A 25,310-nucleotide genomic window follows, 5' to 3' on the forward strand; every position below is an offset into this window, starting at 1 on the left:
GCCCGGTTACATTCCGAACCCGGAAGCTAAGCCTCACAGCGCCGATGGTACTGCAGGGGGGACCCTGTGGGAGAGTAGGACGCCGCCGAACAATCATTCCGGGAAACCCCCGCACCGTATGGTGCGGGGGTTTTCTGCGTTTAGGGTTCGGTTATGCGCTACGACCTGGTGATCTTCGACAATGACGGGGTGCTCGTCGACAGCGAGCCCATCTCCAATCGGCTGCTCGCCGAATATCTCACCGAGGTCGGGCACCCGACGTCGTACGAGGAGTCGATCCGGGACTACATGGGGTCCGCGATGCACCGGATTCATGATCTGGTCTTCGAGCGGACCGGGGAGCGGTTGCCGGAGGGGTTCGACGAGGTCTTTCACGCTCGGGTGTTCGCCGCGTTCGAGCGGGAGCTGAAGCCGGTGACGGGGATCGTGGAGGTGCTGGAGAAGCTGGCGGTGGAGGGGGTGCCGTACTGCGTGGGGTCGTCCGGGAGCCATGAGCGGATTCGGGTGGGGCATCGGGTGGCGGGGCTGGAGGGGTTCTTCGGGGAAGGGCGGGTCTTCAGCGCGCAGGACGTGGGGAAGGGGAAGCCGGCGCCGGATCTCTTCCTGTACGCGGCCGAGCGGATGGGGGTGGCGCCGGAGCGGTGCGTGGTCGTCGAGGACTCGCCGCTCGGGGTGCGGGCCGGCGTCGCGGCCGGGATGGACGTCCTCGGATTCACCGCCATGACGCCCGCTGAGCGGCTCGTGGGGGCCTCGCGGCTGTACTCCGAGCCCGGGGAGCTGATCGAGCTGCTGCTCGGCTCAGCGCCGGGCTCCGATCCAGAGCTAGCGACGGGTTCAGACCAGAGCTAGCGCCGGGCTCCGAGCAGAGCTGAGGAAAATTCATCTTTGGCTTGATCTACCCATGAGTACGCCGGGGCCCTACGCTCGCCGCCATGACAGAAGTGCTGCGGCGCGGTAGGGCCTCTTTGGCGTTCAGCTTCTTTGCCCAGGGGGCCGCGTTCGCTCTGCTGGTGACCCGGATTCCGGCCGTCCAGGATCGGTACGGGGTCTCCGACGGGATGCTGCCGGTGTACCTGGCGGCCGTGCCGGTGCTCGCCGGGGCCGGGAGCGTGGCGTCCGAACGGGTGGTGCGGAGGGTGGCGCCGAGCGTCGTGCTGCGCTGGGCCCAGCCCGTCGTACTGCTCGCGTTGTTGGGGGTCGGGGCGGGGGACGGGACTGTTCAACTCGCTGTGGCGCTCGCGGTGTTCGGGCTGTCGCTCGGGGCGTTGGACGCGACGATGAACATGCTGGGGGTGAGTCTTCAGCGGGACTACGGGCGCAGCATCATGCTGAGTTTCCACGCCGCGTTCAGTCTCGGGGGGATCGTCGGGTCGTCGCTCGCCTGGGCGGGGGCGCACTGGGAGTTGGCGTTGTGGGTGCTGTATCTGCCGGTCGTGGGGGTGCTGTTGCCGGCGGCGTTGATCGGGAGCCGGTGGTATGTCGACGGGGGCAAGGGAGTTGAGGTCGAGGAGGCCGCGGAGGCGAAGGGGGACGGGCTCGCGTTCAAGGTGCTGCTGCCGCTGTGTCTTGTGATGGCGTTCGCCTATATCGGGGACTCCACCGTGTCCAACTGGAGTGCGAAGTACCTCCAGGACGTGCTGGGGAGTTCGGAGCAGCTCGCGACGGTGCCGTACAACGTCTACATGGTGACCATGCTCGTCGGGCGGGCCATCGGGGACTACGGGGTGCGGCGGTTCGGGGCCGTCGTCGTGGTGCGGGTGGGGGCGTTGGTGGCGGCCGGGGGGTTCGTCGTGGTCGCGGGGGCGCCCGGGGCGTGGGTGGGGATGCTCGGGTTCACGCTGGTGGGGGTGGGGTTGTGCGTGATCGTGCCGCAGACGTTCGCCGCGGCGGGGAGGCTGTTCCCGGGGGCGTCCGATGCGGCCGTGGCGCGGCTGAACATCTTCAACTACGTGGGGTTCCTGGTGGGTTCGCCGTTGGTGGGGGTGATCGGGGACGCGTGGAGTTACCGGGGAGCCATGCTCGTACCGATGGGGTTGGTGCTGGTCACTGTCCTGTATGCCCGGTCGTTCGAGACGCGGGGGGACCGATACGGTGGCGGGCATGAGCGGGCGCGCACAGCTGATGTGGGATGAAGCGGTAACGGGGTACGACTTCGGGGACGGGCATCCGATGGACCCCGTCCGGCTTGAGCTGACCCGGGGGTTGGTGGGGGCGCTCGGGCTGGACCGGGAGGTGGAGGTCGTCTCGGCGAAGGCCGCGGGGGAGTCGACGCTGCGGCTCGTGCATCGGCAGGACTACATCGACGCGGTGAAGGTGGCGTCGGCCGACCCTCGGGCGGCGGATCAGGCGTACGGGCTGGGGACCGTCGACGATCCGGCGTTCCTCGGGATGCATGAAGTCAGCTCGCTCATCGCCGGGTTGTCCGTGGGGGCGGCCGAGGCCGTGTGGCGGGGGGAGGTGGCGCACGCGGTCAACTTCGCCGGGGGACTGCATCATGCGATGCCTGGTGGGGCCGCCGGGTTCTGCATCTACAACGACGCGGCTCTCGCCATCGCGCGGTTGCTGGAGTTGGGGGCGGAGAGGGTGGTGTACGTCGATGTCGATGTGCATCACGGGGACGGGGTGCAGGCGGCGTTCTGGGAAGATCCGCGGGTGCTGACGATTTCGTTGCACGAGCATCCTCGGACGTTGTTTCCGCAGACCGGGTGGGCGGAGGAGACGGGGGCGGTGGGGGTGGCCGAGGGGTCGGCGGTGAATGTGGCGTTGCCGGCGGGGACGGGGGACGCGGGGTGGGTGCGGGCGTTTCATTCCGTGGTGCCGGAGTTGGTGGCGGAGTTTCGGCCGGAGGTGGTGGTGAGTCAGCATGGGGCCGATACGCATTTCGAGGACCCGTTGGCTCATCTGGCGGTTTCTCTCGATGCGCAGCGGGCTGTTCAGGTGGCTTGTCATGAGTTGGCGCATGAATACGCCGGGGGGAAGTGGATCGCGCTCGGTGGGGGTGGGTATTCGGTGGTGGATGTCGTGCCTCGGTCCTGGGCGCATCTTGTGGGGATCGCCTCGGGGAAGGAGGTCTCTCCCGAGACGGTGATTCCCGAAGGGTGGCGGGAGCAAGTCTTCGCGCGTACGCGGCAGTTGGCTCCGGCTCGGATGACCGATGGGCGGTGGCCGGTGAGTTGGGCTTCCTGGGAGGAGGGGTACGACCCTGGCGATCGGGTTGACCAGGCTGTGCTGGCGGCTCGGCGGGCGGTGTTTCCGTTGCGGGGGTTGTTGGCGTAGGGAGTTGGGGTGGGTGGGTGCGGGGTGGGTGGGCTTCGGTCGGGCCGGTGGGTGGCTGGGGCGGGGGGTCGCTTGCCCGCGCGTGCGGGGTGCCTCCCCCGAGCTCTTCGAGCAGGGGGGACCCCCAGCCCACCCGTGCCCTGGCGGCACGACTGCCCGCAGCTAGGTGGCGGGAGGAGACGTGGCTGTGGGTGGGTGCGGGCGGGCGCGGCACGACTGCCCGCAGTTGGGCGGCGGCAGGAGTGTGAGTGCGGGTGGGTGGGGGTGTTCGCGCAGTTCCCCGCGCCCCTGAGGGATGCGGGTGGTGCGGGGGGTGGGCCAAGTGGGTTTGGTTTGGGGGTGGTTGTGGGTGGGGTGGGGGTGGGGGCGGGAGTATGGTGGCGTGTTCAGTGCTGAGGGGTTGCGGGAGTATGTCGTCGGGGTGGGGATCGCGGGGGTGGTGGGGACCGAGAGGGAGCGGAGTCTGCGGAATTATCGGCTGTTCGCGGCGGGGGACCCGGGGGTGCGGTTGGGGGTGGTGACGGAGGGGGTGTGGGGGGTGGGGGAGGTGGTGCGGGTGATGGCTGACAAGTGTGGGGTTTCGGACGATCTGGGGGTTGTTTCCGGGCGGGACTGGATCGAGCCGGCCAAGACCGTCGCGGGGCTTGATGCGTTTGCGGATCGGATCAAAGATGTCGCTCTGCGTAACGGTGGTGTGTTGGTGGGGACGGGGCATCCGGGGCGGTTGGGTGGGTTTTACCGGGGCCTCGTGGACGCGTTGTCGACGGCGGGATGTGAAGTGCTCACACCTGCGAAGGGTCTCCCTGTCGACATAACGACCCGGTTCGGTCTACGCACGTACATCCTGGAGTACGTACGAGGAGTCGGCCGGCTCCTCGAACCGGGTGTCGAACGCGCCGGTTGTGCGACCGGTGTGCACACGCATTCCCCGCTGCCGGTTCGACTCGCGCTGGAGGCCCTCGCGGCGGCCGGCAAGCGGCTGCCCGACCTCGTCATCGGGGACCACGGCTGGGTCTGCGGAGCAGGTCAGCTGGGGTGTGAGGCCATTGGTCTCGCCGATACCGATGACCCCGCGCTGTTCGTGGGGCAGGCCGAGGGGACCGTGTCCGTCGCCGTTCCGGTTGATGACGGCGTGCGGTCCGATTACTACTTGCCGCTGACCCGCTACGTACTCAATCGAGCGTGTCTGTCACAGTAGGGCTGCCTTGGGTGCACCTCTTCCCCACTCGCATCACCCGCCCCTACATTGGGGAGTGAGCACGCAACGACGAAGAGTTACCGGAAGGGGAAGCCGGTGGCCGTCGAGTGCGGAAGGTTCAGGTGTTGTCATGGCAGCTGATCGGCCTCTCAACGAGGTTGTGTTCCTTACCGTGGCGGAAGTCGCCGCGGTGATGCGCGTCTCCAAGATGACCGTGTACCGCCTGGTGCACAGCGGTCATCTGCCCGCTATCAGGGTGGGGCGGTCCTTCCGCGTCCCCGAGCAAGCGGTGCACGAGTACCTCCGCGAGAGCTATGTGGGGGTGGAAACCGCCTGACGGCTGACCTGGGGGGGATCAGTACAGGGCTCTTCCGATCTCCCCCGACCCCCTCGATTACGGCCTCAGCTCTCAGGCGGGTAGGCTGGCCCCTCGTAGGTCGTGTGGGCCCCGGCGCCCAGCACCGAGTGATGAGAAGTGAGCGAGGGTTGTCGTGGGCTCTGTAATCAAGAAGCGGCGTAAGCGGATGGCGAAGAAGAAGCACCGCAAGCTGCTGAAGCGGACGCGTGTCCAGCGTCGTAACAAGAAGTAAGCCATAGCGCTTACGACTTGAATCGGCGCGCGTCGCGTACGCGTGGTGTGGCCCCCATCGGTATTCCGGCGGGGGCCACACGCATTTGCCGGCCCCTTTTCGGACCCGGGGTTCCGAGGTCGCCGCGCGCTTATGGCCATTCGCGCGTCGGGCAGTCATCACAGCGCAACACCGAACCGCTAGGTTGGCACCCAACACCAGGCCCTGGAAGGAAGGCGCTGATCTTGGGGAAGGTCGTGCTTGTCACCGGAGTGGCCCGCAGGCTGGGGGGACGGTTCGTGCGGCGGCTCCAGCGGGACCCGCGCGTGGACCGGGTGATCGGGGTGGACGTCGTACGGCCCGAGCACTCGCTCGGGGGCGCCGGCTTCGTCCAGGCGGACATCCGCCAGCCGACCATCGCCCGGGTGCTGGCGGAGAGCGGCGCCGACACCGTCGTCCACATGGATGTGACCGGGACCCCGCTGGGCAGTGGGAGCCGGACGTCGGTCAAGGAGACCAACGTCATCGGGACGATGCAGTTGCTGGGGGCCTGTCAGAAGGCGCCCGGGGTGAAGCGGCTGGTGGTGAAGTCGAGTACGAACGTGTACGGGTCCGCGTCGCGCGATCCGGCCGTGTTCACGGAGTCGACGGCCGCCAAGTCGCTGCCGAGCGGGGGGTTCGCGAAGGACGCCGTCGAGGTCGAGGGGTATGTGCGGGGGTTCGCGCGGCGGCGGCCCGATGTGGCCGTGTGCGTGCTGCGGTTCGCCAACATCCTGGGGCCGGGGGCGGAGACGCCGCTCGCGTCGTACTTCGAACTGCCCGTGCTGCCCACGGTGTTCGGGTACGACCCGCGGCTCCAGTTCGTGCACGAGGACGACGTGATCGAGGTGCTGCGGATCGCCTCGCACGAACCGGGGCGGGGGACGCTCAACAGCGGGACGTTCAACATCGCGGGGGACGGGGTGCTGCTGCTGTCGCAGTGCTCGCGGCGGCTCGGGCGGCCGACCGCGCCGCTGCCGCTGCCGGCGGTCACCTGGGCGGGGTCGCTGGTGCGGACGCTGGGGATGACGGACTTCTCGCCGGAGCAGATCCGGCTGCTGACGCACGGGCGGGTCGTGTCGACGGCGCTCATGCGGGAGACGCTCGGCTTCACGCCGACGTACACGACCGCCGAGACCTTCGCGGACTTCGCGCGGGCGCAGGGGCCGGGGCTGCTGCCGCCGGAGCGGATCGCCGACGCCGTCGACCGGGTCGCGGCGCTGCATCTGCCGAACTTTTCGACGCCGAGCGCGAACTGAGGAGCGTGTCCACGATGGCGGACGCCAAGGTCATTCCGTTCGACGACGACCGGGCCCGGGCGGGGGCCGTGCCGCGGCCGGCGCGGCGGCGGGGAGGGCTGTCGAAACGGGGAAACGGTGAGGTGCCGAAACGGGGAAACGGTGAGGTCCAGACCCTGCCCACGAAGGCTCCTGAGCGCGATGATGTTCCTGTGACACCACAGGAGCCGCGGTCCGTCGAGCGGCGTATCGCGGGCGGGCTGTCGTTCCTGCGGCGGCGGCTGACCGGGGAGTACGAGGTCGACGACTTCGGCTTCGACGAGGAGCTCACCGACCAGGTCCTGATGTCGCTGTTGCGGCCGGTGTACGAGAAGTACTTCCGGGTCGAGGTGAAGGGCATCGAGAACATCCCCTCCGAGGGGGGTGCGCTGATCGTCGCCAACCATTCCGGGACGTTGCCGTTGGACGGGCTGATGATGCAGGTCGCCGTCCACGACAACCATCCCGCCGACCGGCATCTGCGGCTCCTCGCGGCGGACCTGGTGTTCGTGCTGCCGGTCGTCAACGAACTCGCGCGCAAGCTGGGCCACACCCTCGCCTGCTCCGAGGACGCCGACCGGCTGCTCGGCCAGGGGGAGCTGGTCGGCGTCATGCCCGAGGGGTTCAAGGGCCTCGGCAAGCCCTTCGGCGAGCGCTACAAACTCCAGCGCTTCGGCAGAGGCGGCTTCGTCTCGACCGCCCTGCGCAAGGGGGCGCCGATCATCCCCTGCTCGATCGTCGGGGCGGAGGAGATCTACCCGATGATCGGCAACGCGAAGACGCTGGCGCGGGTGTTGGGCTTCCCGTACTTCCCGATCACACCGACGTTCCCGCTGCTGGGCCCGTTGGGCGCCGTCCCCCTCCCCACCAAGTGGACGATCCAGTTCGGCGAGCCGATCCCGACGGACGGGTATCCGCCGGAGGCGGCCGAGGACCCGATGCTGATGTTCAACCTGACGGACCAGGTGAGGGAGCAGATCCAGCACACGCTGTACAAACTGCTGGTGCAGCGGAGGTCGGTGTTTTTCTAGGGCTGTACGACGATGAGAGGGCGCCCCCTGCAACAGGGGGCGCCCTCTCATTGTGGGACTGCTACTCCGCGTCCTCGCTGTTGATGCCCAGGCCGGGGAGGAGGCCGGGGAGGAGGGGGGGGATGGTGACGTCGGGGGGGTTGGCGGAGGGGAGGGCGGGGGTGGTGGGGAGGTTTTTCGGGGGGTCCAGGAGGCCGCCGGTGTTGCCGCCCAGGAGGCCGTCGTCCGATGAGGGGGAGGAGGCTGCTGGGGGGGTGGAGTGGCCCGGGGTGGTGGAGTGGCCGCCTGGGGTGGAGTTTGCGTCCGGGTGGGTGGGGGACTGGTGAGAGTCCTTGGTGCCTGAGGGGGTGGTGCCCGGAGCGTGGGAGGTGTTCGTGCCCTGGCTGGGGGGCTGTGGGAACAGGGACTGGAGAGGGGCGACCTCTTCGTCCATCGCGTCGAAGACCGACGTCACCTGCTCGCTGACGTCACCCAGCTGGACCGGGAGGCTGTCGCGGAGGCTGCCCCAGACCTCTCGGTGGGAGCGGGAGAACGCGGAGAGCGCCTGGATCGGGCCCAGGGACTCGGGATCTCGCTCGTAGGCCGCGTGGAGCAGCCGGTGGCCCTCCGTCGCGTCGTGCGTCATGCCCGAGAGGGTGCGGCGGATCTCGCCCACCGATTCGTGGTCGAGATGGCTGCCGCGGCCCCGGTCGAGAAGCCGCCGCGCCTCGTTCAGCCGCGTCGACGCCTGGTCCAGATACGCCTGGCCGCGCTCCGTGTCGTCGTCCGTCAGGTACGTCAGCTTGAAGTCCTCGATGCCGCGCTTCAGCCCGTACAGCGAGTCACCCGGCAGCGCGTCCGAACTCGCCGCGGCGACCCCGCCGAAGGCGCCCGCCGCGACGCTCACGCTCAGCCCGCCCGCCGTGAGGCCCTTGGCGAGCCTGCTGGTGGGCCGGAGCCTGCCGAGCGCCCGGTGTTTCGCGGCGCGGTGGCCGCGCTGTTCCGGCACGGAGGGGGCCTCGCCCCCTTGCAGCATCGCTTCCATCGCGGCGACCAACTGCGCCCGCTGGACGACCTTGACCTCGGGGTCCAGCGCCGGCTTGGGCAGCTCCGCGAGGCCCGCCGTCAGGGACAGCAGCCTGGCCTGCGCGGAGTCTTCCGCCGGCGGCGATCCCTCGGACTGCTCGGCCGCCGCGCCCCGGTCGGAATCCTCCAGGGCCTGGGCGAAGGCGTTCGCCCGCCGGTGTGCCGATACGTTCGCGATCACTGGCGGCACCTCCTCTCGTCATCACGGTCGACTCCCCTGGGGGCTTGAGGGTTGCACGTCCGCGACCGCTTCCACACGATCGGGTGATCGGGGGCGGCCGGAACGTGACCACAGGGAGCCTGTATCCCGCTCAACGAATGGCGCGGCACTTGGGTTACGGACTGAGGATGATCGGATCGGGAAGTCAACGGACTTTCACTGAAAGTGAGTTGGAGAACCGGTTCGGTTACCGCGCGTCTTCCGGCAGCAACCGGGCCAGCGTACGGACGGCGCGGTACTGGAGGGTCTTGATCGCACCCTCGTTCTTCCCCATCACCCGCGCGGTCTCCGCGACGGACAGCCCCTGGAGGAACCGGAGCGTCACGCACTCCTGCTGCTGGGGGTTGAGCCGGCGGACGGCGTCCAGCAGGGCGGCGTTCGACAGGGACTCCAGGACGGAGTCCTCCGGTGAGCGCTCGACCTCGTTCGCGTCGAGCATCTCGCCGGTCGTCACCTCCAGCCGGAAGCGGCTCGACTTGAAGTGATCGGCGACGAGGTTGCGGGCGATCGTCACGAGCCAGGCGCCGAAGTCACGGCCCTGCCAGGTGAAGGTGCCGATCCTCCTGAGCGCGCGCAGGAACGTCTCGCTCGTGAGGTCCTCGGCGGTCGCCTTGCCGCCCACGCGGTAGTAGATGTACCGGTAGACGGTGTCGCTGTACTGGTCGTACAGACAGCCGAACGCCTCGGCCTCGCCGGCCTGGGCCCGTTCTACGAGGTCCATCATGCGGGCGCTGTCGCTGTCCGCGGCGGGGCGGCGGGCGGCCGGGGCGGTCGTACGGCCCCGTCTGCCGACGGTGGTGCCGCCGTCGGCGAGCGCGTAGCACGCGCCGACGGGGGTGGCGGTGGCGAAGGCGGGGACGCCGAACGCGGGTGGGACACAGCCGCGCAGCGTTTCCTTGAGCGTTGCGATCGATTCGCGCAGCGTAGCCAGGCCCGAGGCGTCAACCCCGACGTGTGGGTACACGGGACTCCCAGAGGCAGAGCTTCCATCACGTGCAGTGCGGGACCGATCACCTGTTGTAGGGGTGGGCGGGTTCCGGAATGCGTTTGAGGAGAATAACGCTTCGTGAAGGTGCTGCTACGCCGAGTTGCTCAAAACTTCGAATACATGGGGTTTGTGATCGATTGAGGGTGGATCAAGTTCCGGGTTTTGAGCGGTTGTTGATCGAAAGGGATCGGCTGTGAGAGAGGTTCAGGGCGTGTTGTGGCTCGCGCCCCGCAGCGGAGCTGCTAATTGATGCAGCCCCGCGCCCCTAAACCCGGCAACTGCCCCACGTAGCTTGAGAGTCAGCGTTTGCGACGGCTCAGTGCGATCGCCGCCGCCGTTCCGCCCGCAACCGCCCCCACCCCCGCCGCCGCCGGAATACCGACCCGTGCCGCTTTTCGGCCCGTCCGATAATCGCGTAGGCGCCAGTCCAACTTGCGGGCGTGTTTGCGGAGTTTGGCGTCGGGGTTGATCGCGTAGGGGTGGCCGACGAGGGAGAGCATGGGGATGTCGTTGTGGCTGTCGCTGTAGGCGGCGCAGCGGGTGAGGTCCAGGGATTCGGCTGCCGCCAACGCGCGGACCGCCTCCGCCTTCGCCGGGCCGTGGAGGAGTTCGCCGACCAACTTGCCTGTGTAGACGCCGTCGACCGATTCGGCGACTGTGCCGAGGGCGCCCGTCAGGCCGAGGCGGCGGGCGATCACGCGGGCGATCTCGATGGGGGCGGCTGTGACCAACCACACCTTCTGGCCGGCGTCGAGGTGGGCCTGGGCGAGGGCGCGGGTGCCCGGCCAGATGCGGTCGGCGAGGTACTCGTCGTAGATCTCCTCGCCGATCGACCGGAGTTCGGCGACGCGGTGGCCCTTGACGATGGAGAGGGCCGAGTCCTGGGCGTCCTGCATGTGCTCGGGGTCCTCGTGGCCGGCCAGCCGGAAGTACGCCTGCTGCCAGGCGAACCGGGCGAGGTCGCGGGTCTCGAAGAACTTCCGTTTGTACAGGCCGCGGCCGAAGTGGAACAGGGCGGCACCCTGCATGACGGTGTTGTCGAGGTCGAAGAACGCGGCGGCCTTGTCGTCGCCCTGGACGGGGAACTCGGGCTCCGCCCCAGCGCCGTCCGTACTGTCCTTCTGGTTCTTCTGCTCGTCCTCCTTGGAGGACTTCCGCGCGGCCTCAGCCGACGCTTCGCCTGCCAACACGCTCCGTGCCGTGGCTGAGCGCCTACGGGGAGTGAGCCATCCGAGAGCGGCCATGTCGTGAGCATAGCCAGTCCGCCGTGTGCGTTCCGGATCGGTCAGGTTCGGGGGGTGTGAACTCTCCACTACGACTCGACGCCTCCGCGACAGAATGGGACGCATGACTCCGCTCTTCCGGCGTAAGCCCTCCGCTCCCCGGCACGTCACCTTGATCGGCAAGCCCGACTGCCATCTCTGCGAGGACGCGGAGGCGGTGGTGGCCAGGGTGTGCGGGGAGCTGGGGGTGGAGTGGGAGAAGAAGGACATCCAGCAGGACAGCGCGCTGCACGACGCCTACTGGGAGCAGATTCCGGTCGTTCTCGTGGACGGCGAGCAGCACACGTTCTGGCGGGTCAACGAGCAGAGGTTGCGTAAGGCACTGACCAGCTAGTCCAAAGACGTACGAATGTCGCTTAGGATCGATGGCCTGGTGGTCTTGGGGGCGAGATTCGTGAGGAGCGTGAGCGGTTTTGCCCCCAGGAGTGAAACGCGTGACGCCGGTCACGTTGGCCGGGCAAATCGGACACCATCTTTGTGCACGCGTTCACAAAGACATAGCCTGCTTTCGACGGGGCGGTCCGGGGACGTATGACCGCCCACAGCCCCGCGCTACCCGCAGGAGCACCGTGGCAACTGGCCGAACTCACCGACCGGCGACCCGTAGCCGAGGGATTCCCGAGGCCACCGTCGCCAGGCTTCCGCTGTACCTCCGAGCCCTGACCGCGTTGTCGGAGCGCTCGGTGCCCACGGTCTCCTCCGAGGAGCTCGCGGCGGCGGCGGGGGTCAACTCCGCCAAGCTGCGCAAGGACTTCTCCTACCTGGGTTCGTACGGGACGCGCGGTGTCGGCTACGACGTCGAGTACCTCGTCTACCAGATCTCCCGCGAGCTGGGCCTCACCCAGGACTGGCCGGTCGTCATCGTCGGCATCGGTAACCTCGGCGCCGCCCTCGCCAACTACGGCGGGTTCGCCTCGCGAGGCTTCCGCGTGGCCGCGCTCATCGACGCCGACCCCGCGATGGAGGGCCGCCAGGTCGCCGGGATCGGGGTCCGGCACAGTGACGACCTGGAGCGGATCATCCAGGACAACGGCGTCTCCATCGGCGTCATCACCACCCCGCCCAGCGTCGCCCAGCAGGTCTGCGACCGGCTCGTGGCCGCCGGGGTGACGTCCATCCTGAACTTCGCGCCGACCGTCCTGACCGTCCCCGACGGCGTCGACGTCCGCAAGGTCGACCTCTCGATCGAGCTCCAGATCCTCGCCTTCCACGAGCAGCGCAAGGCCGGTGAGATCGCCGAGGGCGCGTCCGCCCCGGTGCCCGCCGACGCCTCCGAGCAGGGGCCCGACGGGGACGTCCCCGCCGTGATGCCGGCATGAGTCTCCTCGTCGTCGGCCTGAGCCACCGCAGCGCTCCCGTGAGCGTCCTGGAGCGGGCCTCGCTCGGTCAGGACGCGCAGATCAAGCTGCTCCAGGACACGGTCGCCGCCGAACCGGCCGCCGAGGCCGCCGTCCTCGCCACCTGCAACCGCATCGAGCTGTACGCCGATGTGGACAAGTTCCACGCCGGGGTCGCCGAACTGTCCACGCTCCTCGCCCAGCACAGCGGGGTCGGGCTCGACGAGCTGACGCCGTACCTGTACGTGCACTACGAGGACCGGGCCGTCCACCACATGTTCTCCGTGGCGTGCGGGCTGGACTCGATGGTCGTCGGCGAGGGGCAGATCCTCGGGCAGCTCAAGGACTCGCTGGCCAAGGCGCAGGAGCTGCACAGCGCCGGGCGGCTGATGAACGACCTGTTCCAGCAGGCCCTGCGGGTCGGGAAACGGGCGCACTCCGAGACCGGGATCGACCGGGCCGGGCAGTCGCTGGTCACCTTCGGGCTGGAGCAGCTCGCCCGCCAGACGCCGGTCGAGGAGTGGGTGCGGGGCAAGAAGGCGCTGGTCATCGGCGCCGGATCGATGTCCTCGCTGGCCGCCGCGACGCTCGCGCGGGCCGGGGTCGGCGAGATCGTCGTCGCCAACCGGACGCTCGACCGCGCCGAGCGGCTCGTACAGATCCTGACCGACGGTACGGACGTGACGGCTCGCGCGGTCCCGATGGAATCGGTGCCGGGCGAGCTGGCACGGACCGACCTCGCGGTGTCCTGTACGGGGGCGACGGGGCTGGTGCTGACGGGTGAGGACGTCGCCCGGGCGGTCGAGGGCCGTACCCAGGAGGCGGCGTACGTGGACGCCGTTCCCCTCAAGCCCGTCAGACTTCCCCAGGCCGGGGAGGACTCCTGTCCCCTCGACCTCGGCGCCGTCCAGCAGGGCTTCTCCGTCGCCGGTGAGGCCGCCGTCGCCGGGATGGACGCGGCGACGCTGGAGCAGCACGCGGCGTGGGTCGACAACGGGACCGTCGACCGGCGGGCGGAGAAGGAGGCCGAGCTGATCTCGGCGCTCGCGCAGACCGCCGCCACGGTCGGCCGGATTCCGGAGCGGCGCAGGCCCGAGGGGGCCCTGGACGCCGTACCCGCCGCCGAACCCGTGCTCTGTCTGCTCGATCTCGCGATGCCCCGGGACATCGACGGCGCCGCGCACCGCGTCGGCGGGGTGCGGCTGGTGGACATCGAGTCGCTGGCCGAGGCCAGCGCGGACGCGCCGATGGCGTCCGACGTGGACCAGGTCCGGCGGATCGTGTCGGACGAAGTGAACGCTTTCGGTGCCGCGCAGCGGGCCGCCCACATCACCCCGACCGTCGTCGCGCTGCGCACGATGGCCGCCGATGTGGTGGCCGGCGAGATCGCGCGGCTTGAGGGGCGGCTGCCGGAGCTCGACGACAGGCACCGGGCCGAGATCACCCAGACCGTGCGGCGCGTCGTCGACAAACTGCTGCACGCCCCGACCGTACGGGTCAAGCAGCTCGCGGCGGAGCCCGGCGGCGCCGGGTACGCGGACGCGCTGCGGACCCTGTTCGACCTCGACCAGGAGACGGTCGCCGCCGTGTCCCGGGCAACGGATGAGAAGGACCCGGAATGACTGACAAGGCGCTGAGACTGGGGACGAGGCGGAGCAGACTCGCCCTCGCCCAGTCCGGACAGGTGGCCGAGGCGGTGAGTCAGGTGACCGGGCGGCCGGTCGAACTCGTCGAGATCACGACGTACGGCGACACCTCCCGTGAGCACCTCGCGCAGATCGGCGGGACGGGCGTGTTCGTCACCGCGCTGCGCGACGCGCTGCTCGCCGGGGACGTCGACTTCGCCGTTCACTCGCTGAAGGACCTGCCGACGGCGCAGCCCGAGGGGCTGACGCTGGCGGCCGTGCCCGTCCGCGAGGACCCCCGGGACGTGATCGTCGCCCGGGACGCGCTGAAGTTCACCGACCTGCCGCGCGGGGCCCGCATCGGGACCGGTTCGCCGCGCAGGGCGGCGCAGCTCAACGCGTACGCCCGCACCCATGGGCTGGAGATCGAGATGGTCGCGATCCGGGGCAACGTCGACACCCGTATCCGGTACGTCCACGACGGTGAGCTGGACGCGGTCGTGCTGGCCGCCGCCGGGCTCAACCGGATCGGGCGCGCCGACGAGATCACCGACTTCCTGTCGATAGACACGGTTCTGCCCGCCCCCGGCCAGGGGGCACTGGCGATCGAGTGCACGGCTGCCGATGCCGACCTCGTCGCCGCGCTCGGCGAACTCGACGACCCGTTCACGCGGGCCGCCGTAACGGCCGAACGGTCACTGCTCGCCGCCCTGGAGGCCGGTTGCAGCGCACCTGTGGGGGCGCTGGCCGACCTTCTGGCCGACGGGCAGATTGTCAAGGAAATGCGCCTGCGGGGGGTTGTCGGTACCACCGACGGTTCCCGTACGGTGCAGCTGTCCACCACCGGTCCCGTGCCCGAGACGCATGACCAGGCAATGACGCTCGGTCGCGAGCTCGCCGCCGAGATGCTTGCCCAGGGCGCGGCCGGTCTGATGGGGGAGCGAGCACATTGAGCCCCACCACCCTTCCCTCCGGCCTGGAACACGGGCACGTCACCTTCCTGGGTGCCGGACCCGGAGATCCGGGACTGCTGACTCTGCGCGCCGTGGAGGCACTGGCGAGCGCGGACGTCCTCGTCGCCGAGCACGAGGTGCTCGACGTCGTACGGACGCACGCGCGTACCGGCGTCTCCGTCGTGCCCACGGACCCCGCCCCGGGCACGATCGCACCACAGCCCACGGTAGTTGACAGTGCGTCAGTGACCGTGGCGCTTCCCGTGGTGCGGGATGCGGCACATCTTGTCATGGAGGCCGCGCGGGGCGGCAGGCGGGTCGTCCGTGCGGTGTCCGGTGATCCCGGACTCGATACGTACGCCGCTTCCGAAATGCTCGCCTGCGCTTCCGCGGGCGTCCCCTTCGAGGTGGTTCCCGGTGTCGCGACCGCCGTCGGGGTGCCGGCCTACGCCGGGGTCCCGCTGCGGGACGCGCACGGGGCGGACGTCCGGTTCGTGGACGCCCGTACGGCGTCCGACCGGTGCTGGACCGAGGTGGGGGCGTCCGACGGGACCGTCGTCGTCTCCACGTCCCTGGACGCGGTCGCCGCCGCCGCCGGTGAGCTGGTCTCCGCCGGGCGCAAGCCCGATACGCCTTTGACGGTCACCGTCGCCGGGACCACCACCCGGCAGCGGACCTGGTGCGCGACCCTCGGGACCATCGCGCAGACCCTGAAGCAGGCCAAGGTGCTGCCCTCGCCGGACGGCGGGCGGCCCGTGATAGCCGTCGTCGGCGAGCGCTCGGCGCCGGCCCAGCGCGACCAGCTCGCCTGGTTCGAGTCGAAGCCGCTCTTCGGGTGGAAGGTCCTGGTCCCGCGTACGAAGGAGCAGGCCGCCTCGCTCTCCGAGCAGCTGCGCTCCTACGGGGCCGTGCCGCACGAGGTGCCGACCATCGCCGTCGAGCCGCCGCGTACGCCCCAGCAGATGGAGCGGGCCGTCAAGGGGCTCGTCACCGGGCGCTACGAGTGGATCGCCTTCACGTCCGTCAACGCGGTGAAGGCGGTGCGCGAGAAGTTCGAGGAGTACGGGCTCGACGCGCGCGCGTTCGCGGGGATCAAGGTCGCCGCGGTGGGCGAGCAGACCGCCAAGGCGCTGATCGCGTTCGGCGTGAAGCCGGACCTCGTGCCGAGCGGGGAGCAGTCCGCCGCCGGGCTCCTTGAGGACTGGCCGCCGTACGACCCGGTCTTCGACCCGATCGACCGGGTGTTCCTGCCGCGCGCGGACATCGCCACCGAGACGCTCGTCGCCGGGCTCATCGACCTCGGGTGGGAGGTGGACGACGTCACCGCGTACCGGACGGTCCGTGCCTCGCCGCCGCCCGCCGACACCCGGGAGGCGATCAAGGGGGGTGGGTTCGACGCGGTGCTGTTCACGTCGTCGTCCACCGTCCGGAACCTGGTGGGGATCGCCGGGAAGCCGCACAACGTGACCGTCATCGCCTGTATCGGGCCGGCCACGGCGAAGACCGCCGAGGAGCACGGGCTGCGGGTCGACGTGATGGCTCCCGAGCCGTCCGCGCAGAAGCTGGCCGAGGCGCTGGCCGAGTTCGGGATGCGACGCCGGGGGGCCGCGCTGGACGCGGGCGATCCGGTGACGCGGCCGAGCGAGCGGCGGCCGGGCGGACGGCGGCGCCGGGCCACCTGAGGGGTGTGTACGGAGACGGCGGAGCGCCGTCCTCGCGGGGGGCTGCGAGGAGGTGCTCCGCCGTCGGCTTTCCCCGGGCTGTGTACAGGGTGGGGGGTGGTGGGGGTGTTGTCGTTGGCGTGGCGTCTTCGAAGGGTTGGCCGAGCGTCCACAGGCGGGGCCGGGTTCCTCGGCGTGCTCCGACTGGGCGTCGGCAAAGGTGGTGCCGGGGCGGGCGTAGCTTAGGGATATGTCTCAGTACGGTTCTTTCCCCGGTTCCCGGCCCCGGCGGCTGCGTACGTCTCCTGTGATGCGGCGGATGGTCGCGGAGACCCGGCTGCATCCGGCGGACTTCATCCTGCCCGCGTTCGTCCGGGAGGGGGTGACCGAGCCGGTGCCGATCCAGGCGATGCCCGGGGTCGTCCAGCACACCCGGGACAGCCTCCGCAAAGCCGCCGTCGAGGCCGTGGAGGCGGGCGTCTCCGGGATCATGCTGTTCGGGGTGCCGGAGGAGTCGAAGAAGGACGCGTACGGCACCCCCGGGACCGATCCCGAGGGGATTCTCCAGGTCGCCATCCGCGACGTGCGCGCCGAGGTCGGGGACGATCTCCTGGTCATGTCCGACCTGTGCCTCGACGAGACGGTCGACCACGGGCACTGCGGGGTCCTCGACGAGCAGGGCCGCGTCGACAACGACGCCACGCTGGAGCGGTACGCCGAGATGGCCCAGGTCCAGGCCGACGCGGGCGCGCACGTCGTGGGGCCCAGCGGGATGATGGACGGGCAGATCGGGGTCGTCCGCGACGCGCTCGACCAGATCGGGCGGGAGGACGTCGCGATCCTCGCCTACACCGCGAAGTACTCCTCCGCGTTCTACGGGCCGTTCCGGGAGGCCGTCGGGTCCTCGCTGAAGGGGGACCGCAAGACGTACCAGCAGGACCCGGCCAACTGGCGTGAGTCCCTGCGGGAGTTGGCGCTCGACGTGGAGGAGGGGGCGGACCTGGTGATGGTCAAGCCGGCCGGGCCCTACCTCGACATCCTCGCGCGCGTCTCCGACGCCGTGGACCTGCCGGTCGTCGCCTACCAGATCTCCGGGGAGTACTCGATGGTCGAGGCCGCCGCGGAGAAGGGCTGGGTCGACCGGGACCGGGCGATCTTCGAGACGCTGACCGGGATTCGGCGGGCGGGCGCGCGGAACATCCTGACGTACTGGGCGGTGGAGGCGGCGCGGAAGCTGTCGGTGTGGCAGTGAGTTGAGTAAGTCAACTTCTTTCGGCCGTTAGGTGGTTGAGGGATTTTTCGGTGTGTGGAGGGAGATCTTCATGTCCGGTGACGCACTCGATGTGGACCCCGCCGAGCTGCGCAGGCGGATCGATTCGACCAAGGCGCATCCGGCGCGGGTGTACGACGTGTTCCTCGGCGGGAAGGACAACTACCCCGTCGACCGGGAGACGGCCGCCGCGGGGCTCGCGGCGAATCCCCGGGGGTATCTCGACGTCCGGCACAACCGGGACTTCATGCGGCGGGCGGTGACGCGGCTCGCCGAGGAGGGCGTACGGCAGTTCCTGGACGTCGGGACCGGGCTGCCGACCGCCGAGAACGTCCACCAGATCGCCCAGCGGGTGGCCCCCGAGTCACGGGTCGTGTACGTCGACAACGACCCCGTCGTCCTCGCGCACGCCCGCGCGCTGCTGACGTCGGGGCCCGAGGGGCGTACCGACTACGTCGACGCGGATCTCGACGAGCCGGGGAAGATCCTCGAACTCGCCGCGCGGACGCTGGACTTCGGGCAGCCGGTCGCGCTGTGTCTGGTGGCCGTCCTGCACTTCGTGGAGGAGGAGCGGGCGTATCCGATCGTGCGGGAGCTGGTCGAGGCGCTGCCGGCGGGGAGCCGGGTCGTGCTCAGCCATCTCACCGACGAACTGCATCCGATTCCGACGCGGGCGGTCCAGCGGACGTACACCGAGCGGGGGTTCACGTTCGTGTTCCGGTCGCGGGAGGAGGTCGGGCGGTTCTTCGACGACACCCCCGGACTCGCCCTCGACACGCCGCCCGGGGTGGTGCCCGTGCACCGCTGGCATCCCGGCCCCGCTCCGCTGCCGCCCGCCGTGGAGGCGGAGGAGTTCGAGGCGCTGGACGACATCGAGAAGATCCGGTACCGGGACATCAACGACGTCACCGACGAGGACATCAACGTGTACGGGGCGACGGGGACCGTCCTCGGTCGATGACGTGCCGTAGGTAGAGCTGCGGGTCGGCGAGGTAGCGGCGCCAGTGGTCGACCAGTTCGAGGTCCCGCCAGGCCGTCCGGCGCAGGCCGTGGTCGCCGACCTCGACGATGTCCGCGCCGGGCAGGGCGGTGAGGAGCGGGGAGTGGGTGGCGCAGATGACCTGGCCGCCCGCCTTCGCCAACCGGTCGATGTGGCCCAGCAGTTCGAGGCAGGAGCCGAAGGACAGGGCGGCCTCGGGCTCGTCCAGGACGTACAGGCCGGGGCGGCCGAACTTGCCCCGGAACGCGGCGAGGAAGCCTTCGCCGTGGCTGACCGCGTCGGGGGTGAAGCCCTCGCGGTCCAGGGCGTCCAGGGCGGTCTCGGCGCGCAGGAAGAAGCCCTGGCGGGCCGCCCAACTGGCCATCATGCGGCGGCCGTTCCTGGTGGCGTCCAGGCGGATGCGCTGGCCCAGGGGGGACTTGGGGCGGTGGCTGGCGTAGCGCCATTCGTGGGAGCCGCCCCAGGGGTCGAGGCCGAAGCCTTCCGCGATGGCCTCCACCAGGGTGGACTTTCCCGAGCCGTTCTCGCCGACGAGGAAGGTGACGGGGGCGGTGAGGGAGAGGCCGTGGGTGGTGAGGTGGCTGACGCAGGGGACTGACCAGGGCCATCGGGCCTTGTCGACGTCAGCGGGGACGTGGGCGTGTACGCGGTCGATGATCATGCCGGTCTCCGGGGGGCCTCAGTCCCACCAGAAGTGCCAGGCGGGGGCGCCGATCAGCCCCTTCGCGTACACCTCCAGCGTGTCCTCGTCCGTCCGCAGGACCGCGTACGGGCAGAGGCCCAGGTGTTCGAGGGCGAGCGCCTCGGCCTCCTCCGGGGTGGCCGGCGGGGCGGCGACCGAGACGGAGAGGCGGTCGTACGACAGGGCCACGACGCGTATCCCGAACCGCTCCTCCCAGGACCGCAGGACCGCGCACAGCCGCGCCACGTCCTCCTCGTAGTTGACGGCGCCGCTCCAGCCCAGCGCCGCCGGGACGTCCGCGCTGCGGCGGGCCGGGACGAGGGCGAGACGCAGGCCCTCGTACGGCGAACTCCCGCCCTGCGTCAGGGAGTCGGCGACCTCGGCGGCGCGGGCGTCGGGGTCGGCGACGAGGGTGGGGGCGGGGGCGAGGCCCGGCCACTCCGGGGCGTCCTCGGTGCCGTCGCCCCTGCCGTCGCCCGCGCCGTCGGCCGTGCCGTTCCCGGAGTACTCCCCGGCGTCCTCCGCCCAGTACTCCTCCAGGATCTCCTCCGCGTCGTGGTCCCCCGGGTACGACGCCTCCTCCGGGGCCAACCCCCAGCTCTCCGGCCCCCCTTGCGGGTCCTGCGCGTCCACCAGCACCGGCACCAGTCCGGCCCGGCCGGCGGGCGCGCCCAACGCCGCCCACGTACCCGGTGCCGCCGCCTTCTGCGCGCACCACAGCACGGCCGCGCCGCCGTCCTGCGCGTCGATCACGCGCCCCGGCGGGAGTTGGAGCCCCAGCGAGCGGCCACTCGGGTCGGAGGTCAGTCGGGGCAGCGGGTTCGGAAGTGTCGCCATGTCCGTGACTGTAGGCGGCGGCACTGACAATCGCCCCCGGCCCGGCGTTCTCGCCGGTCAGCTCGTGGTGAGGGGCGTTTCGGTGTGCAGGCCGCCGGCGTCGACGCCCGTGAAGAGGCTGAGGCGGCCGTCGTTCCAGCGGACGAGGAGGTCGTCGGCGGCGGTGCCCGTCGTGAAGGCGCCCGCGGTGACGAGGGTGGCGTTCTTCCAGGGGGAGTTCGCGGGGCGGAGGCGGGTCTCCGGGGGCAGGGACTGGGCGGTGAGGCCGGGGTAGAGGGTCGTCTCGCCGTCGTCCCAGCGGACGACGACGTCGTCGGTGGGGCGGGCGGTGAAGGAGCCGGTGGTCAGCCGGCCGGCGTGCGGCCAGGTGGTGTTGCGGGCGGCGAGTACGGTCTGCTTCCCGAGGCCGTTCGCGGCGAGGCCGGTGTAGAGGGTGACGTGGCCGTCCTTGAAGGTGACGAGGAGGTCGTCGCGGGTGCCGCCGTCCGGGGTGAAGCGTCCGCCGGTCATCAGGCGGGCGTCGTCGCGCCACAAGGGGGTTGCCGGTGGGGCGAGTCGCCTCTCGCCGTGGAAGCCCTTGGTGTCGGCGGTGGGGTAGAGGGTCAGTTCGCCGTCGGCCCAGCGGACGGCCAGTCCGTCCGTCGGGCCGCCGGTGTTGACCGTGGTGACGGAGACGGCCTTGGACCAGACGCTTCCGCTCGGGGCGAGCCGGTACTCCGCGGTGAAGGGGTCGCTGCCGGTGCCGCCCTGGTAGAGGGTCACCTCACCGTCGTCCCAGCGCACGATCAGGTCCATGCGCCGGGAGCCGCCTGAGGAGCCGGCCGTGAAGTAGCCCGCCGTCATCTGGGCCGCGTGCTTCCAGGTGGCGCGGGCGTAGGTGGGCACCGGGGGCCGGTACGGCGGCCTCGCGCCCACCGGGCGGTGGGCGGCGGCGTCGGCGAACAGGGCCTGCGCGTCCTTGCCGTAGAGCGGGGCGTACGTCACCCAGTGGTCGTCGGTGTCGTTGCCGCCGCCGTTGTAGCCGCCGGTGCTGCCTATGACCCTGCCGGTGCCCTTGACGGGGTCGTACCCCTCGATCCAGGGTCCGCCGGAGACGCCGCCGTAGAAGCCGGTGCAGGCCATGCTCAGCTGGCCGAAGCCTCGGAGCCGGGTGGTCGTGACGGGGCAACGGACCAGGCTGTGACGGGGGTTGACGCTTGCGGAGCTGGGGTAGCCGAGGACCGTGACGCGGTGGGTGTAGCCGGTCGAGGGCGCGAACGTGAGCGCTCCCGTGACGTCCTCCAGCCGTCTGCCCCGGCTGTCGCGGGCGGTCTGCGCGAACGCCAGGTCCAGGTCGGAGACGGGCTTCTTCGTGTTCGCCTCGTACCGGGGGTCGATGTACACCCGTGTGATCGGGAAGACGCCGTACGGCTGCGCGCTCGCGGGCTTTCCGCTCACGTACTTCGGGACGAAGATCCGGTGCGTGGCCGTCCGCATCCCCGCCGCGCAGTGTCCTGCCGTCAGCACGATGTCCTTGGCCGCCGTGTGCACGACGCTCCCCGTGCAGAACGTCGTCCTGCCGCCCAGGGGTCTGCTGTCGAAGAAGAACGTCCCCACCGTGGGGTGGCCCGCGAAGTGTTCGGGGGTGGGGGTGCCGGTGGGTGGGCGGCGGGGGGTTGTGGTGTGGGGGCGGATCTGCGGGGCGGTGGGCGTGACCTTGGTGGGGACGGCGTCGGTGGGGACGGCGTCGGTCATCCGGTCCGCCGTCCAGTAGCGCTCCTCCTCCCGCAGGCCCGGCCCGGAGCCGGCGGACGCCGAACCGGCGCCGAGGGCGACCGTGTTGAGGCTCAGGGCCAGGAGCAGGGCGAGAAGCGGGAGCCGTCCGGGTCTGAAGCGCAAGGCGACGTCTTTCGTCTTGGAGAGTGTGCAATCAGGTCAGTTTATGACCGAGTGATTTCGTCGCTTGCGTCGTGTGGCGGCCGGGTGAGGGGACGGGCCCGCGCTGCTCCGGGTGTTTCGGGGAGGAGTGCGGGCCGTCGGGGGGTCAGGGGGTGAGCATCGGGAGGGAAGTGAGGTGTTCTTCGGGGATGTCGAAGGCTTCGGTCAGGGTGGGGAGGTGGGGGGCGAGGGTGGCGGTGAGGGTGGTGCGGGCTGTGGGGAGGGCGTGGAGTTGGGCGGGGGTCAGGGCGCCTTCGGCGGCCAGGAGGCCCTCGTAGGGCTGGAGGTGGCGGAGGAGGAAGAGGGTGTGGAGGGCGGTCAGGTGGGGGGAGTCCGCGTGGGCTTCGGCTTGGGCTTGGGTCCAGGCGTCCGATGCCAGGCGGAGGGCGTGGGTCTCGACGAGGGCCAGGGCGGGGAGGGAGGCGTTGTTCCAGCGGGCGAAGGCGCCGGTTTGTGGGGTGCCCGTTTGTGGGGTGGTGGTCTGCGGGGTGGTGGTGCGGAGGGCGGTGCGGGCCGTCCGGTGCCAGTGGCGTTCGGCGGTGGTGAGGGCTGAGCGGAGGAACGTTACGTCCGTTACGTTCTCGGCTCCCGTCGCCTTGGGGCGCTCCTCGGCGAGGTCGTGGGCGAAGAGCATTTCCGCCGCCGCCTTCGACCAGATCGCCAGGTTGTCGCCCTCCGCCGTGATCGCGCCTTCCACGTTCGCCGCGTAGTCCGCGAGGCCGTTCGCCGGGAACAGGGCTCGGGCGCCGCAGCGTTCGCGGCACTCCGTGACGATGTCGCGGGCCTGGTAGGTGATCCAGCCCTTCGCGATGGCCACGAGGCGCTCCGCGGCGGCGGGGTCGGTGGAGGCGGCTGGATCGGTGGATGAGTGGCTGAGCCACTGGTCCAGTACGGCCCGGTGGAGGAACGTCATCGCGTACGCCGTCGCCACGCGGGCCAGCAGGCGGCTGTGGTGGGAGGTGTACGCCGAGATCGGGATGCGGGCGGTGCCGCCGGTCGGGCCCGAGACCTTGCGGTGCTCGCTGTAGCGGACGGCCACGGCGAGCGCCGCCCGGCTGCCGCCCAGCGTGCTCGCGCTCATGCACAGCTTGCCGATCGTGACCCTGTCGATCGCCTTGAGGAACCGTTTCCTTGGGCTGCCGATCGTGCTCGTCACCGTGCCGTCCCGCTCCAGCCGGACATGCGGGCCCTGGATCAGCGCCGTGCGGGGGAGGCGGACGTCCGTGAACGTCGTCTCACAGTGGTCCACCGGGCTGCCGATCCGCGGGGGCAGCGGTTCGATCTTGACGCCGGGGAGGGGGCCGTACTCGTCCGTGAGCGGGGTGAGGAAGAGGAAGACGCCCTCGTCACGGTCGTCCACGAGGAGGCGGGCCGCCACCACGCCGGTCTTCGGGCCGCCCGCGGGGCTGGTGTTCGGCATGTACTTCGTCGCGCCCGCGTGCGGGGTGTCGAGGACGAACTCGTCGTACTCCACGTCGTACCGCGCCGTCGTCTCCAGGGCCGCCGCGTCGTTGCCGTGGTCGCGTTCCGTGCAGAGGAAGGTGCCGATGGTGGTGAGGGTGGTGTACGGGGTGAGGTCGCGGGGGGCGGACTCCTGGTCCGCGAGGAGGCTGCCGAGGAAGAGGTTGTAGTGGATCGACGCGAGGGAGGTGGTGCCGCCGTCCACGACCGACGTCCACTCGTGCAGGGCCGTGAGGTGGCGGGGGTCGGTCGCCAACTCCTCCGCCGTGACCGGGAGTTCGTTGTGCAGGTGGCGGAGTCTGTCGTACGCCAGACGCCACCGCTCCTCGGTGGTGGCTTCGGGGCGGTGGCGGAAGAGGGGGGCGGTGATGGCGCGCCGGTGGTGGGCGTGGACGCCGCCGTCCTCCGGGAAGAGGAGGTCACGCAGGGGGGTGGGGCGGGGTGGGGTGATCGACATGCCCCGTATATCTGCGGGGTGGGGTGTTAGGTAACGATCATCTTGGTCAGAGAGTGGTGGTGAAGGCGGACCAAGTGGCGGGGGAGAGGTGGAGGTTGGGGGCGGTTGCCTGCGGGTGCTTGGAGTCGCGGATGTGGATGGTGGTGGGGCAGTGGGCCACTTCCACGCACTGGCCGCCTTCGTCGCTGCTGTACGTCGACTTCCGCCAGGAGAGGGCGACTTCGAGGCACGCGCCACCTTCACTGCCGCTGTAGGTCGACTTGAACCACTGAAGTGCCTGGGTGCTCATTGCTCTCCTAGCAAGCGGTCAAGCAGGTTCTTGGACGCCTCTACGTCCAACGCTTGTGTCCGCAGCATCGCATATTTGGCATCCAGGATGGACATCTCCTCCGGGTCCGAAACCCAGTGGCTGCCGCGCTGACTCTCGGTGTACGCGAGGCGTTGGAGGTCCTCGGTTTCGAGGAGGGTGAAGGGTCCTGCCATGCCTGCGTTGTGAGTGCTGTTCAGAGGGAGGATCTGGATCGTTACGTTCGGGAGGTCAGCGACTTCTCGCAGGTGACGGAGTTCCTCCTGCCGTACTTCCGGACCGCCGACCGTCATGTGCAGGATCGGTTCCCAGATGACGAAGCTCATCGTCGGCGGGTTCTTCCGTTGCAGTATCTCCATCCGCTCGACGCGACCCTCCAGCTTTGTCTGGATCTCCTCCTCGGAGTACGTCGGGACCCGCTCCCGCAGTACCGCTTCCGCGTACGCGGCTGTCTGGAGAAGGCCGGGGACGACTGCGTTGTCGTACCAGCTCAGCGTCTTTGCCGTGCGCTCTTGACCCACGTACTCCTCGGCGTACAGCGGGTATTGGTCGATCTCCGGGAGGTTCTCCGCGCCCTCCTCGAACACTCCCTTCGTGCCGAGTGCTCGGTCGATCTTCCTGCCGATGTCCGGGTACAGCGTCCGGCGTCCCTGTTCGATGGAGGCCATCGTCTCGTCGTCGATGTTGATGATCTCGGCGAGTTGGACCTGGGTGAGGCCGGTCGCGAGACGTGCGGCGGCGATCTGCCGACCCAGCATCTTCATCGAGGTCTGGTTCTTCCGCCTTGACGGCTTCCTGGGACTCATGTTGGCGTGTATCCCCCGGAGTTGGGCGCGGCTCACCCGTACACACCCGTA

At 70.2% G+C, this 25,310-nt stretch carries 24 protein-coding genes and 1 rRNA gene; 16 read left to right on the top strand and 9 right to left on the bottom strand.

The genetic code is table 11. The features are described from left to right. The 9 genes from rrf to ABZX85_RS44650 all read left to right on the top strand — a co-directional run. Positions 1-91: ribosomal RNA gene (gene rrf, locus ABZX85_RS44610) — 5S ribosomal RNA — on the top strand; the annotation flags it as partial. A gap of 62 nt (positions 92-153) precedes the next feature. Then, positions 154-849: an HAD family hydrolase gene (locus tag ABZX85_RS44615; RefSeq protein ID WP_355883105.1), complete on the top strand. Its 696-nt coding sequence runs from the start codon at positions 154-156 to the stop codon at positions 847-849. 83 nt (positions 850-932) lie between these two features. Beyond that, on the top strand, positions 933-2,132 hold the full coding sequence (locus ABZX85_RS44620) for an MFS transporter (RefSeq protein ID WP_355883108.1): 1,200 nt from the start codon (positions 933-935) through the stop codon (positions 2,130-2,132). Further along, a complete protein-coding gene (locus ABZX85_RS44625) occupies positions 2,101-3,276 on the top strand; it encodes an acetoin utilization protein AcuC (RefSeq protein ID WP_355883111.1) in 1,176 nt (391 codons plus the stop codon). Before ABZX85_RS44620 ends, ABZX85_RS44625 begins: the two co-directional genes overlap by 32 nt. Before the next feature lie 382 nt (positions 3,277-3,658). Next, a complete protein-coding gene (locus ABZX85_RS44630; RefSeq protein WP_355883114.1) occupies positions 3,659-4,474 on the top strand; it encodes a phosphatase in 816 nt (271 codons plus the stop codon). 130 nt (positions 4,475-4,604) lie between these two features. Next, complete coding sequence (locus ABZX85_RS44635; protein WP_010351066.1) at positions 4,605-4,811, top strand: helix-turn-helix domain-containing protein; 207 nt, start codon at positions 4,605-4,607, stop codon at positions 4,809-4,811. 154 nt (positions 4,812-4,965) lie between these two features. After that, on the top strand, positions 4,966-5,064 hold the full coding sequence (locus ABZX85_RS44640; protein ID WP_003948845.1) for an AURKAIP1/COX24 domain-containing protein: 99 nt from the start codon (positions 4,966-4,968) through the stop codon (positions 5,062-5,064). Between the two features lie 224 nt (positions 5,065-5,288). Further along, complete coding sequence (locus tag ABZX85_RS44645; RefSeq protein ID WP_355883118.1) at positions 5,289-6,341, top strand: NAD-dependent epimerase/dehydratase family protein; 1,053 nt, start codon at positions 5,289-5,291, stop codon at positions 6,339-6,341. 14 nt (positions 6,342-6,355) lie between these two features. After that, a complete protein-coding gene (locus ABZX85_RS44650) occupies positions 6,356-7,390 on the top strand; it encodes a lysophospholipid acyltransferase family protein (protein ID WP_355883121.1) in 1,035 nt (344 codons plus the stop codon). A gap of 61 nt (positions 7,391-7,451) precedes the next feature. Here ABZX85_RS44650 and ABZX85_RS44655 read toward each other — a convergent pair whose 3' ends face one another. The 3 genes from ABZX85_RS44655 to ABZX85_RS44665 form a co-directional block, all read right to left on the bottom strand. Further along, complete coding sequence (locus ABZX85_RS44655; RefSeq protein WP_355883123.1) at positions 7,452-8,636, bottom strand: DUF5667 domain-containing protein; 1,185 nt, start codon at positions 8,634-8,636, stop codon at positions 7,452-7,454. Positions 8,637-8,862: 226 nt separating this feature from the next. Then, positions 8,863-9,639: an ECF subfamily RNA polymerase sigma factor, BldN family gene (locus ABZX85_RS44660; protein WP_187747952.1), complete on the bottom strand. Its 777-nt coding sequence runs from the start codon at positions 9,637-9,639 to the stop codon at positions 8,863-8,865. Positions 9,640-9,962: 323 nt separating this feature from the next. Beyond that, positions 9,963-10,907, bottom strand: coding sequence for an HAD-IB family hydrolase (locus ABZX85_RS44665; RefSeq protein WP_355883126.1), 945 nt, complete (start codon positions 10,905-10,907; stop codon positions 9,963-9,965). Between the two features lie 94 nt (positions 10,908-11,001). On the opposite strand from ABZX85_RS44665, the gene ABZX85_RS44670 reads away from it, so the two are divergent. The 7 genes from ABZX85_RS44670 (at position 11,002) to ABZX85_RS44700 (ending at position 18,753) form a co-directional block, all read left to right on the top strand. Beyond that, positions 11,002-11,280: a glutaredoxin family protein gene (locus ABZX85_RS44670; RefSeq protein ID WP_355883129.1), complete on the top strand. Its 279-nt coding sequence runs from the start codon at positions 11,002-11,004 to the stop codon at positions 11,278-11,280. Positions 11,281-11,515: 235 nt separating this feature from the next. Then, positions 11,516-12,265, top strand: a complete 750-nt coding sequence (locus ABZX85_RS44675; RefSeq protein ID WP_355883132.1) for a redox-sensing transcriptional repressor Rex — start codon at positions 11,516-11,518, stop codon at positions 12,263-12,265. Further along, positions 12,262-13,905 carry a glutamyl-tRNA reductase gene (locus tag ABZX85_RS44680; protein WP_355883135.1) on the top strand — a complete coding sequence of 548 codons (1,644 nt, stop codon included), beginning with the start codon at positions 12,262-12,264 and terminating at the stop codon, positions 13,903-13,905. The genes ABZX85_RS44675 and ABZX85_RS44680 overlap by 4 nt, the downstream gene beginning before the upstream one ends. Further along, the gene (gene hemC / locus ABZX85_RS44685) at positions 13,902-14,861 is read left to right on the top strand and encodes a hydroxymethylbilane synthase (RefSeq protein ID WP_355883138.1); all 960 of its coding nucleotides are present in this window, start codon (positions 13,902-13,904) and stop codon (positions 14,859-14,861) included. Before ABZX85_RS44680 ends, hemC begins: the two co-directional genes overlap by 4 nt. Further along, positions 14,858-16,543 carry a bifunctional uroporphyrinogen-III C-methyltransferase/uroporphyrinogen-III synthase gene (locus ABZX85_RS44690; RefSeq protein ID WP_355883141.1) on the top strand — a complete coding sequence of 562 codons (1,686 nt, stop codon included), beginning with the start codon at positions 14,858-14,860 and terminating at the stop codon, positions 16,541-16,543. Before hemC ends, ABZX85_RS44690 begins: the two co-directional genes overlap by 4 nt. A gap of 229 nt (positions 16,544-16,772) precedes the next feature. After that, positions 16,773-17,774: a porphobilinogen synthase gene (hemB, locus tag ABZX85_RS44695; protein WP_355883144.1), complete on the top strand. Its 1,002-nt coding sequence runs from the start codon at positions 16,773-16,775 to the stop codon at positions 17,772-17,774. Between the two features lie 70 nt (positions 17,775-17,844). Then, positions 17,845-18,753, top strand: a complete 909-nt coding sequence (locus ABZX85_RS44700) for an SAM-dependent methyltransferase (protein ID WP_355883147.1) — start codon at positions 17,845-17,847, stop codon at positions 18,751-18,753. On the opposite strand, the gene ABZX85_RS44705 is transcribed toward ABZX85_RS44700, so the two are convergent. The 6 genes from ABZX85_RS44705 to ABZX85_RS44730 form a co-directional block, all read right to left on the bottom strand. After that, entirely contained in the window at positions 18,713-19,453 is a 741-nt protein-coding gene (locus ABZX85_RS44705; protein ID WP_355883150.1) for an ABC transporter, read from the bottom strand. The two genes, ABZX85_RS44700 and ABZX85_RS44705, sit on opposite strands and share 41 nt — an antisense overlap. 18 nt (positions 19,454-19,471) lie before the next feature. Then, positions 19,472-20,311 carry a DUF4253 domain-containing protein gene (locus ABZX85_RS44710; protein WP_355883153.1) on the bottom strand — a complete coding sequence of 280 codons (840 nt, stop codon included), beginning with the start codon at positions 20,309-20,311 and terminating at the stop codon, positions 19,472-19,474. A gap of 57 nt (positions 20,312-20,368) precedes the next feature. After that, positions 20,369-22,189, bottom strand: a complete 1,821-nt coding sequence (locus ABZX85_RS44715; RefSeq protein WP_355883156.1) for a trypsin-like serine protease — start codon at positions 22,187-22,189, stop codon at positions 20,369-20,371. 145 nt (positions 22,190-22,334) lie between these two features. Continuing rightward, entirely contained in the window at positions 22,335-24,146 is a 1,812-nt protein-coding gene (locus tag ABZX85_RS44720; RefSeq protein ID WP_355883159.1) for an acyl-CoA dehydrogenase, read from the bottom strand. A 46-nt stretch (positions 24,147-24,192) separates the two neighbouring features. Continuing rightward, positions 24,193-24,435, bottom strand: a complete 243-nt coding sequence (locus tag ABZX85_RS44725; RefSeq protein ID WP_355883162.1) for a DUF397 domain-containing protein — start codon at positions 24,433-24,435, stop codon at positions 24,193-24,195. Next, entirely contained in the window at positions 24,432-25,259 is an 828-nt protein-coding gene (locus tag ABZX85_RS44730) for a Scr1 family TA system antitoxin-like transcriptional regulator (RefSeq protein ID WP_355883164.1), read from the bottom strand. The genes ABZX85_RS44725 and ABZX85_RS44730 overlap by 4 nt, the downstream gene beginning before the upstream one ends. Positions 25,260-25,310: the final 51 nt, after the last annotated feature.

This window comes from Streptomyces sp. NPDC004539 (assembly GCF_040610055.1).
Lineage (GTDB): Bacteria > Actinomycetota > Actinomycetes > Streptomycetales > Streptomycetaceae > Streptomyces.

Excerpts from the sequence above, each read along its gene's own strand:
- ABZX85_RS44705 (WP_355883150.1), bottom strand. The coding sequence starts at position 19,453 with ATGATCATCGACCGCGTACACGCCCACGTCCCCGCTGACGTCGACAAG.
- ABZX85_RS44650 (WP_355883121.1), top strand. The coding sequence starts at position 6,356 with ATGGCGGACGCCAAGGTCATTCCGTTCGACGACGACCGGGCCCGGGCG.
- ABZX85_RS44730 (WP_355883164.1), bottom strand. The coding sequence starts at position 25,259 with ATGAGTCCCAGGAAGCCGTCAAGGCGGAAGAACCAGACCTCGATGAAG.
- ABZX85_RS44700 (WP_355883147.1), top strand. The coding sequence starts at position 17,845 with ATGTCCGGTGACGCACTCGATGTGGACCCCGCCGAGCTGCGCAGGCGG.
- hemB (WP_355883144.1), top strand. The coding sequence starts at position 16,773 with ATGTCTCAGTACGGTTCTTTCCCCGGTTCCCGGCCCCGGCGGCTGCGT.
- ABZX85_RS44680 (WP_355883135.1), top strand. The coding sequence starts at position 12,262 with ATGAGTCTCCTCGTCGTCGGCCTGAGCCACCGCAGCGCTCCCGTGAGC.
- ABZX85_RS44665 (WP_355883126.1), bottom strand. The coding sequence starts at position 10,907 with ATGGCCGCTCTCGGATGGCTCACTCCCCGTAGGCGCTCAGCCACGGCA.
- ABZX85_RS44625 (WP_355883111.1), top strand. The coding sequence starts at position 2,101 with ATGAGCGGGCGCGCACAGCTGATGTGGGATGAAGCGGTAACGGGGTAC.
- ABZX85_RS44615 (WP_355883105.1), top strand. The coding sequence starts at position 154 with ATGCGCTACGACCTGGTGATCTTCGACAATGACGGGGTGCTCGTCGAC.
- ABZX85_RS44720 (WP_355883159.1), bottom strand. The coding sequence starts at position 24,146 with ATGTCGATCACCCCACCCCGCCCCACCCCCCTGCGTGACCTCCTCTTC.
- ABZX85_RS44635 (WP_010351066.1), top strand. The coding sequence starts at position 4,605 with ATGGCAGCTGATCGGCCTCTCAACGAGGTTGTGTTCCTTACCGTGGCG.
- ABZX85_RS44725 (WP_355883162.1), bottom strand. The coding sequence starts at position 24,435 with ATGAGCACCCAGGCACTTCAGTGGTTCAAGTCGACCTACAGCGGCAGT.
- hemC (WP_355883138.1), top strand. The coding sequence starts at position 13,902 with ATGACTGACAAGGCGCTGAGACTGGGGACGAGGCGGAGCAGACTCGCC.
- ABZX85_RS44620 (WP_355883108.1), top strand. The coding sequence starts at position 933 with ATGACAGAAGTGCTGCGGCGCGGTAGGGCCTCTTTGGCGTTCAGCTTC.
- ABZX85_RS44710 (WP_355883153.1), bottom strand. The coding sequence starts at position 20,311 with ATGGCGACACTTCCGAACCCGCTGCCCCGACTGACCTCCGACCCGAGT.
- ABZX85_RS44670 (WP_355883129.1), top strand. The coding sequence starts at position 11,002 with ATGGGACGCATGACTCCGCTCTTCCGGCGTAAGCCCTCCGCTCCCCGG.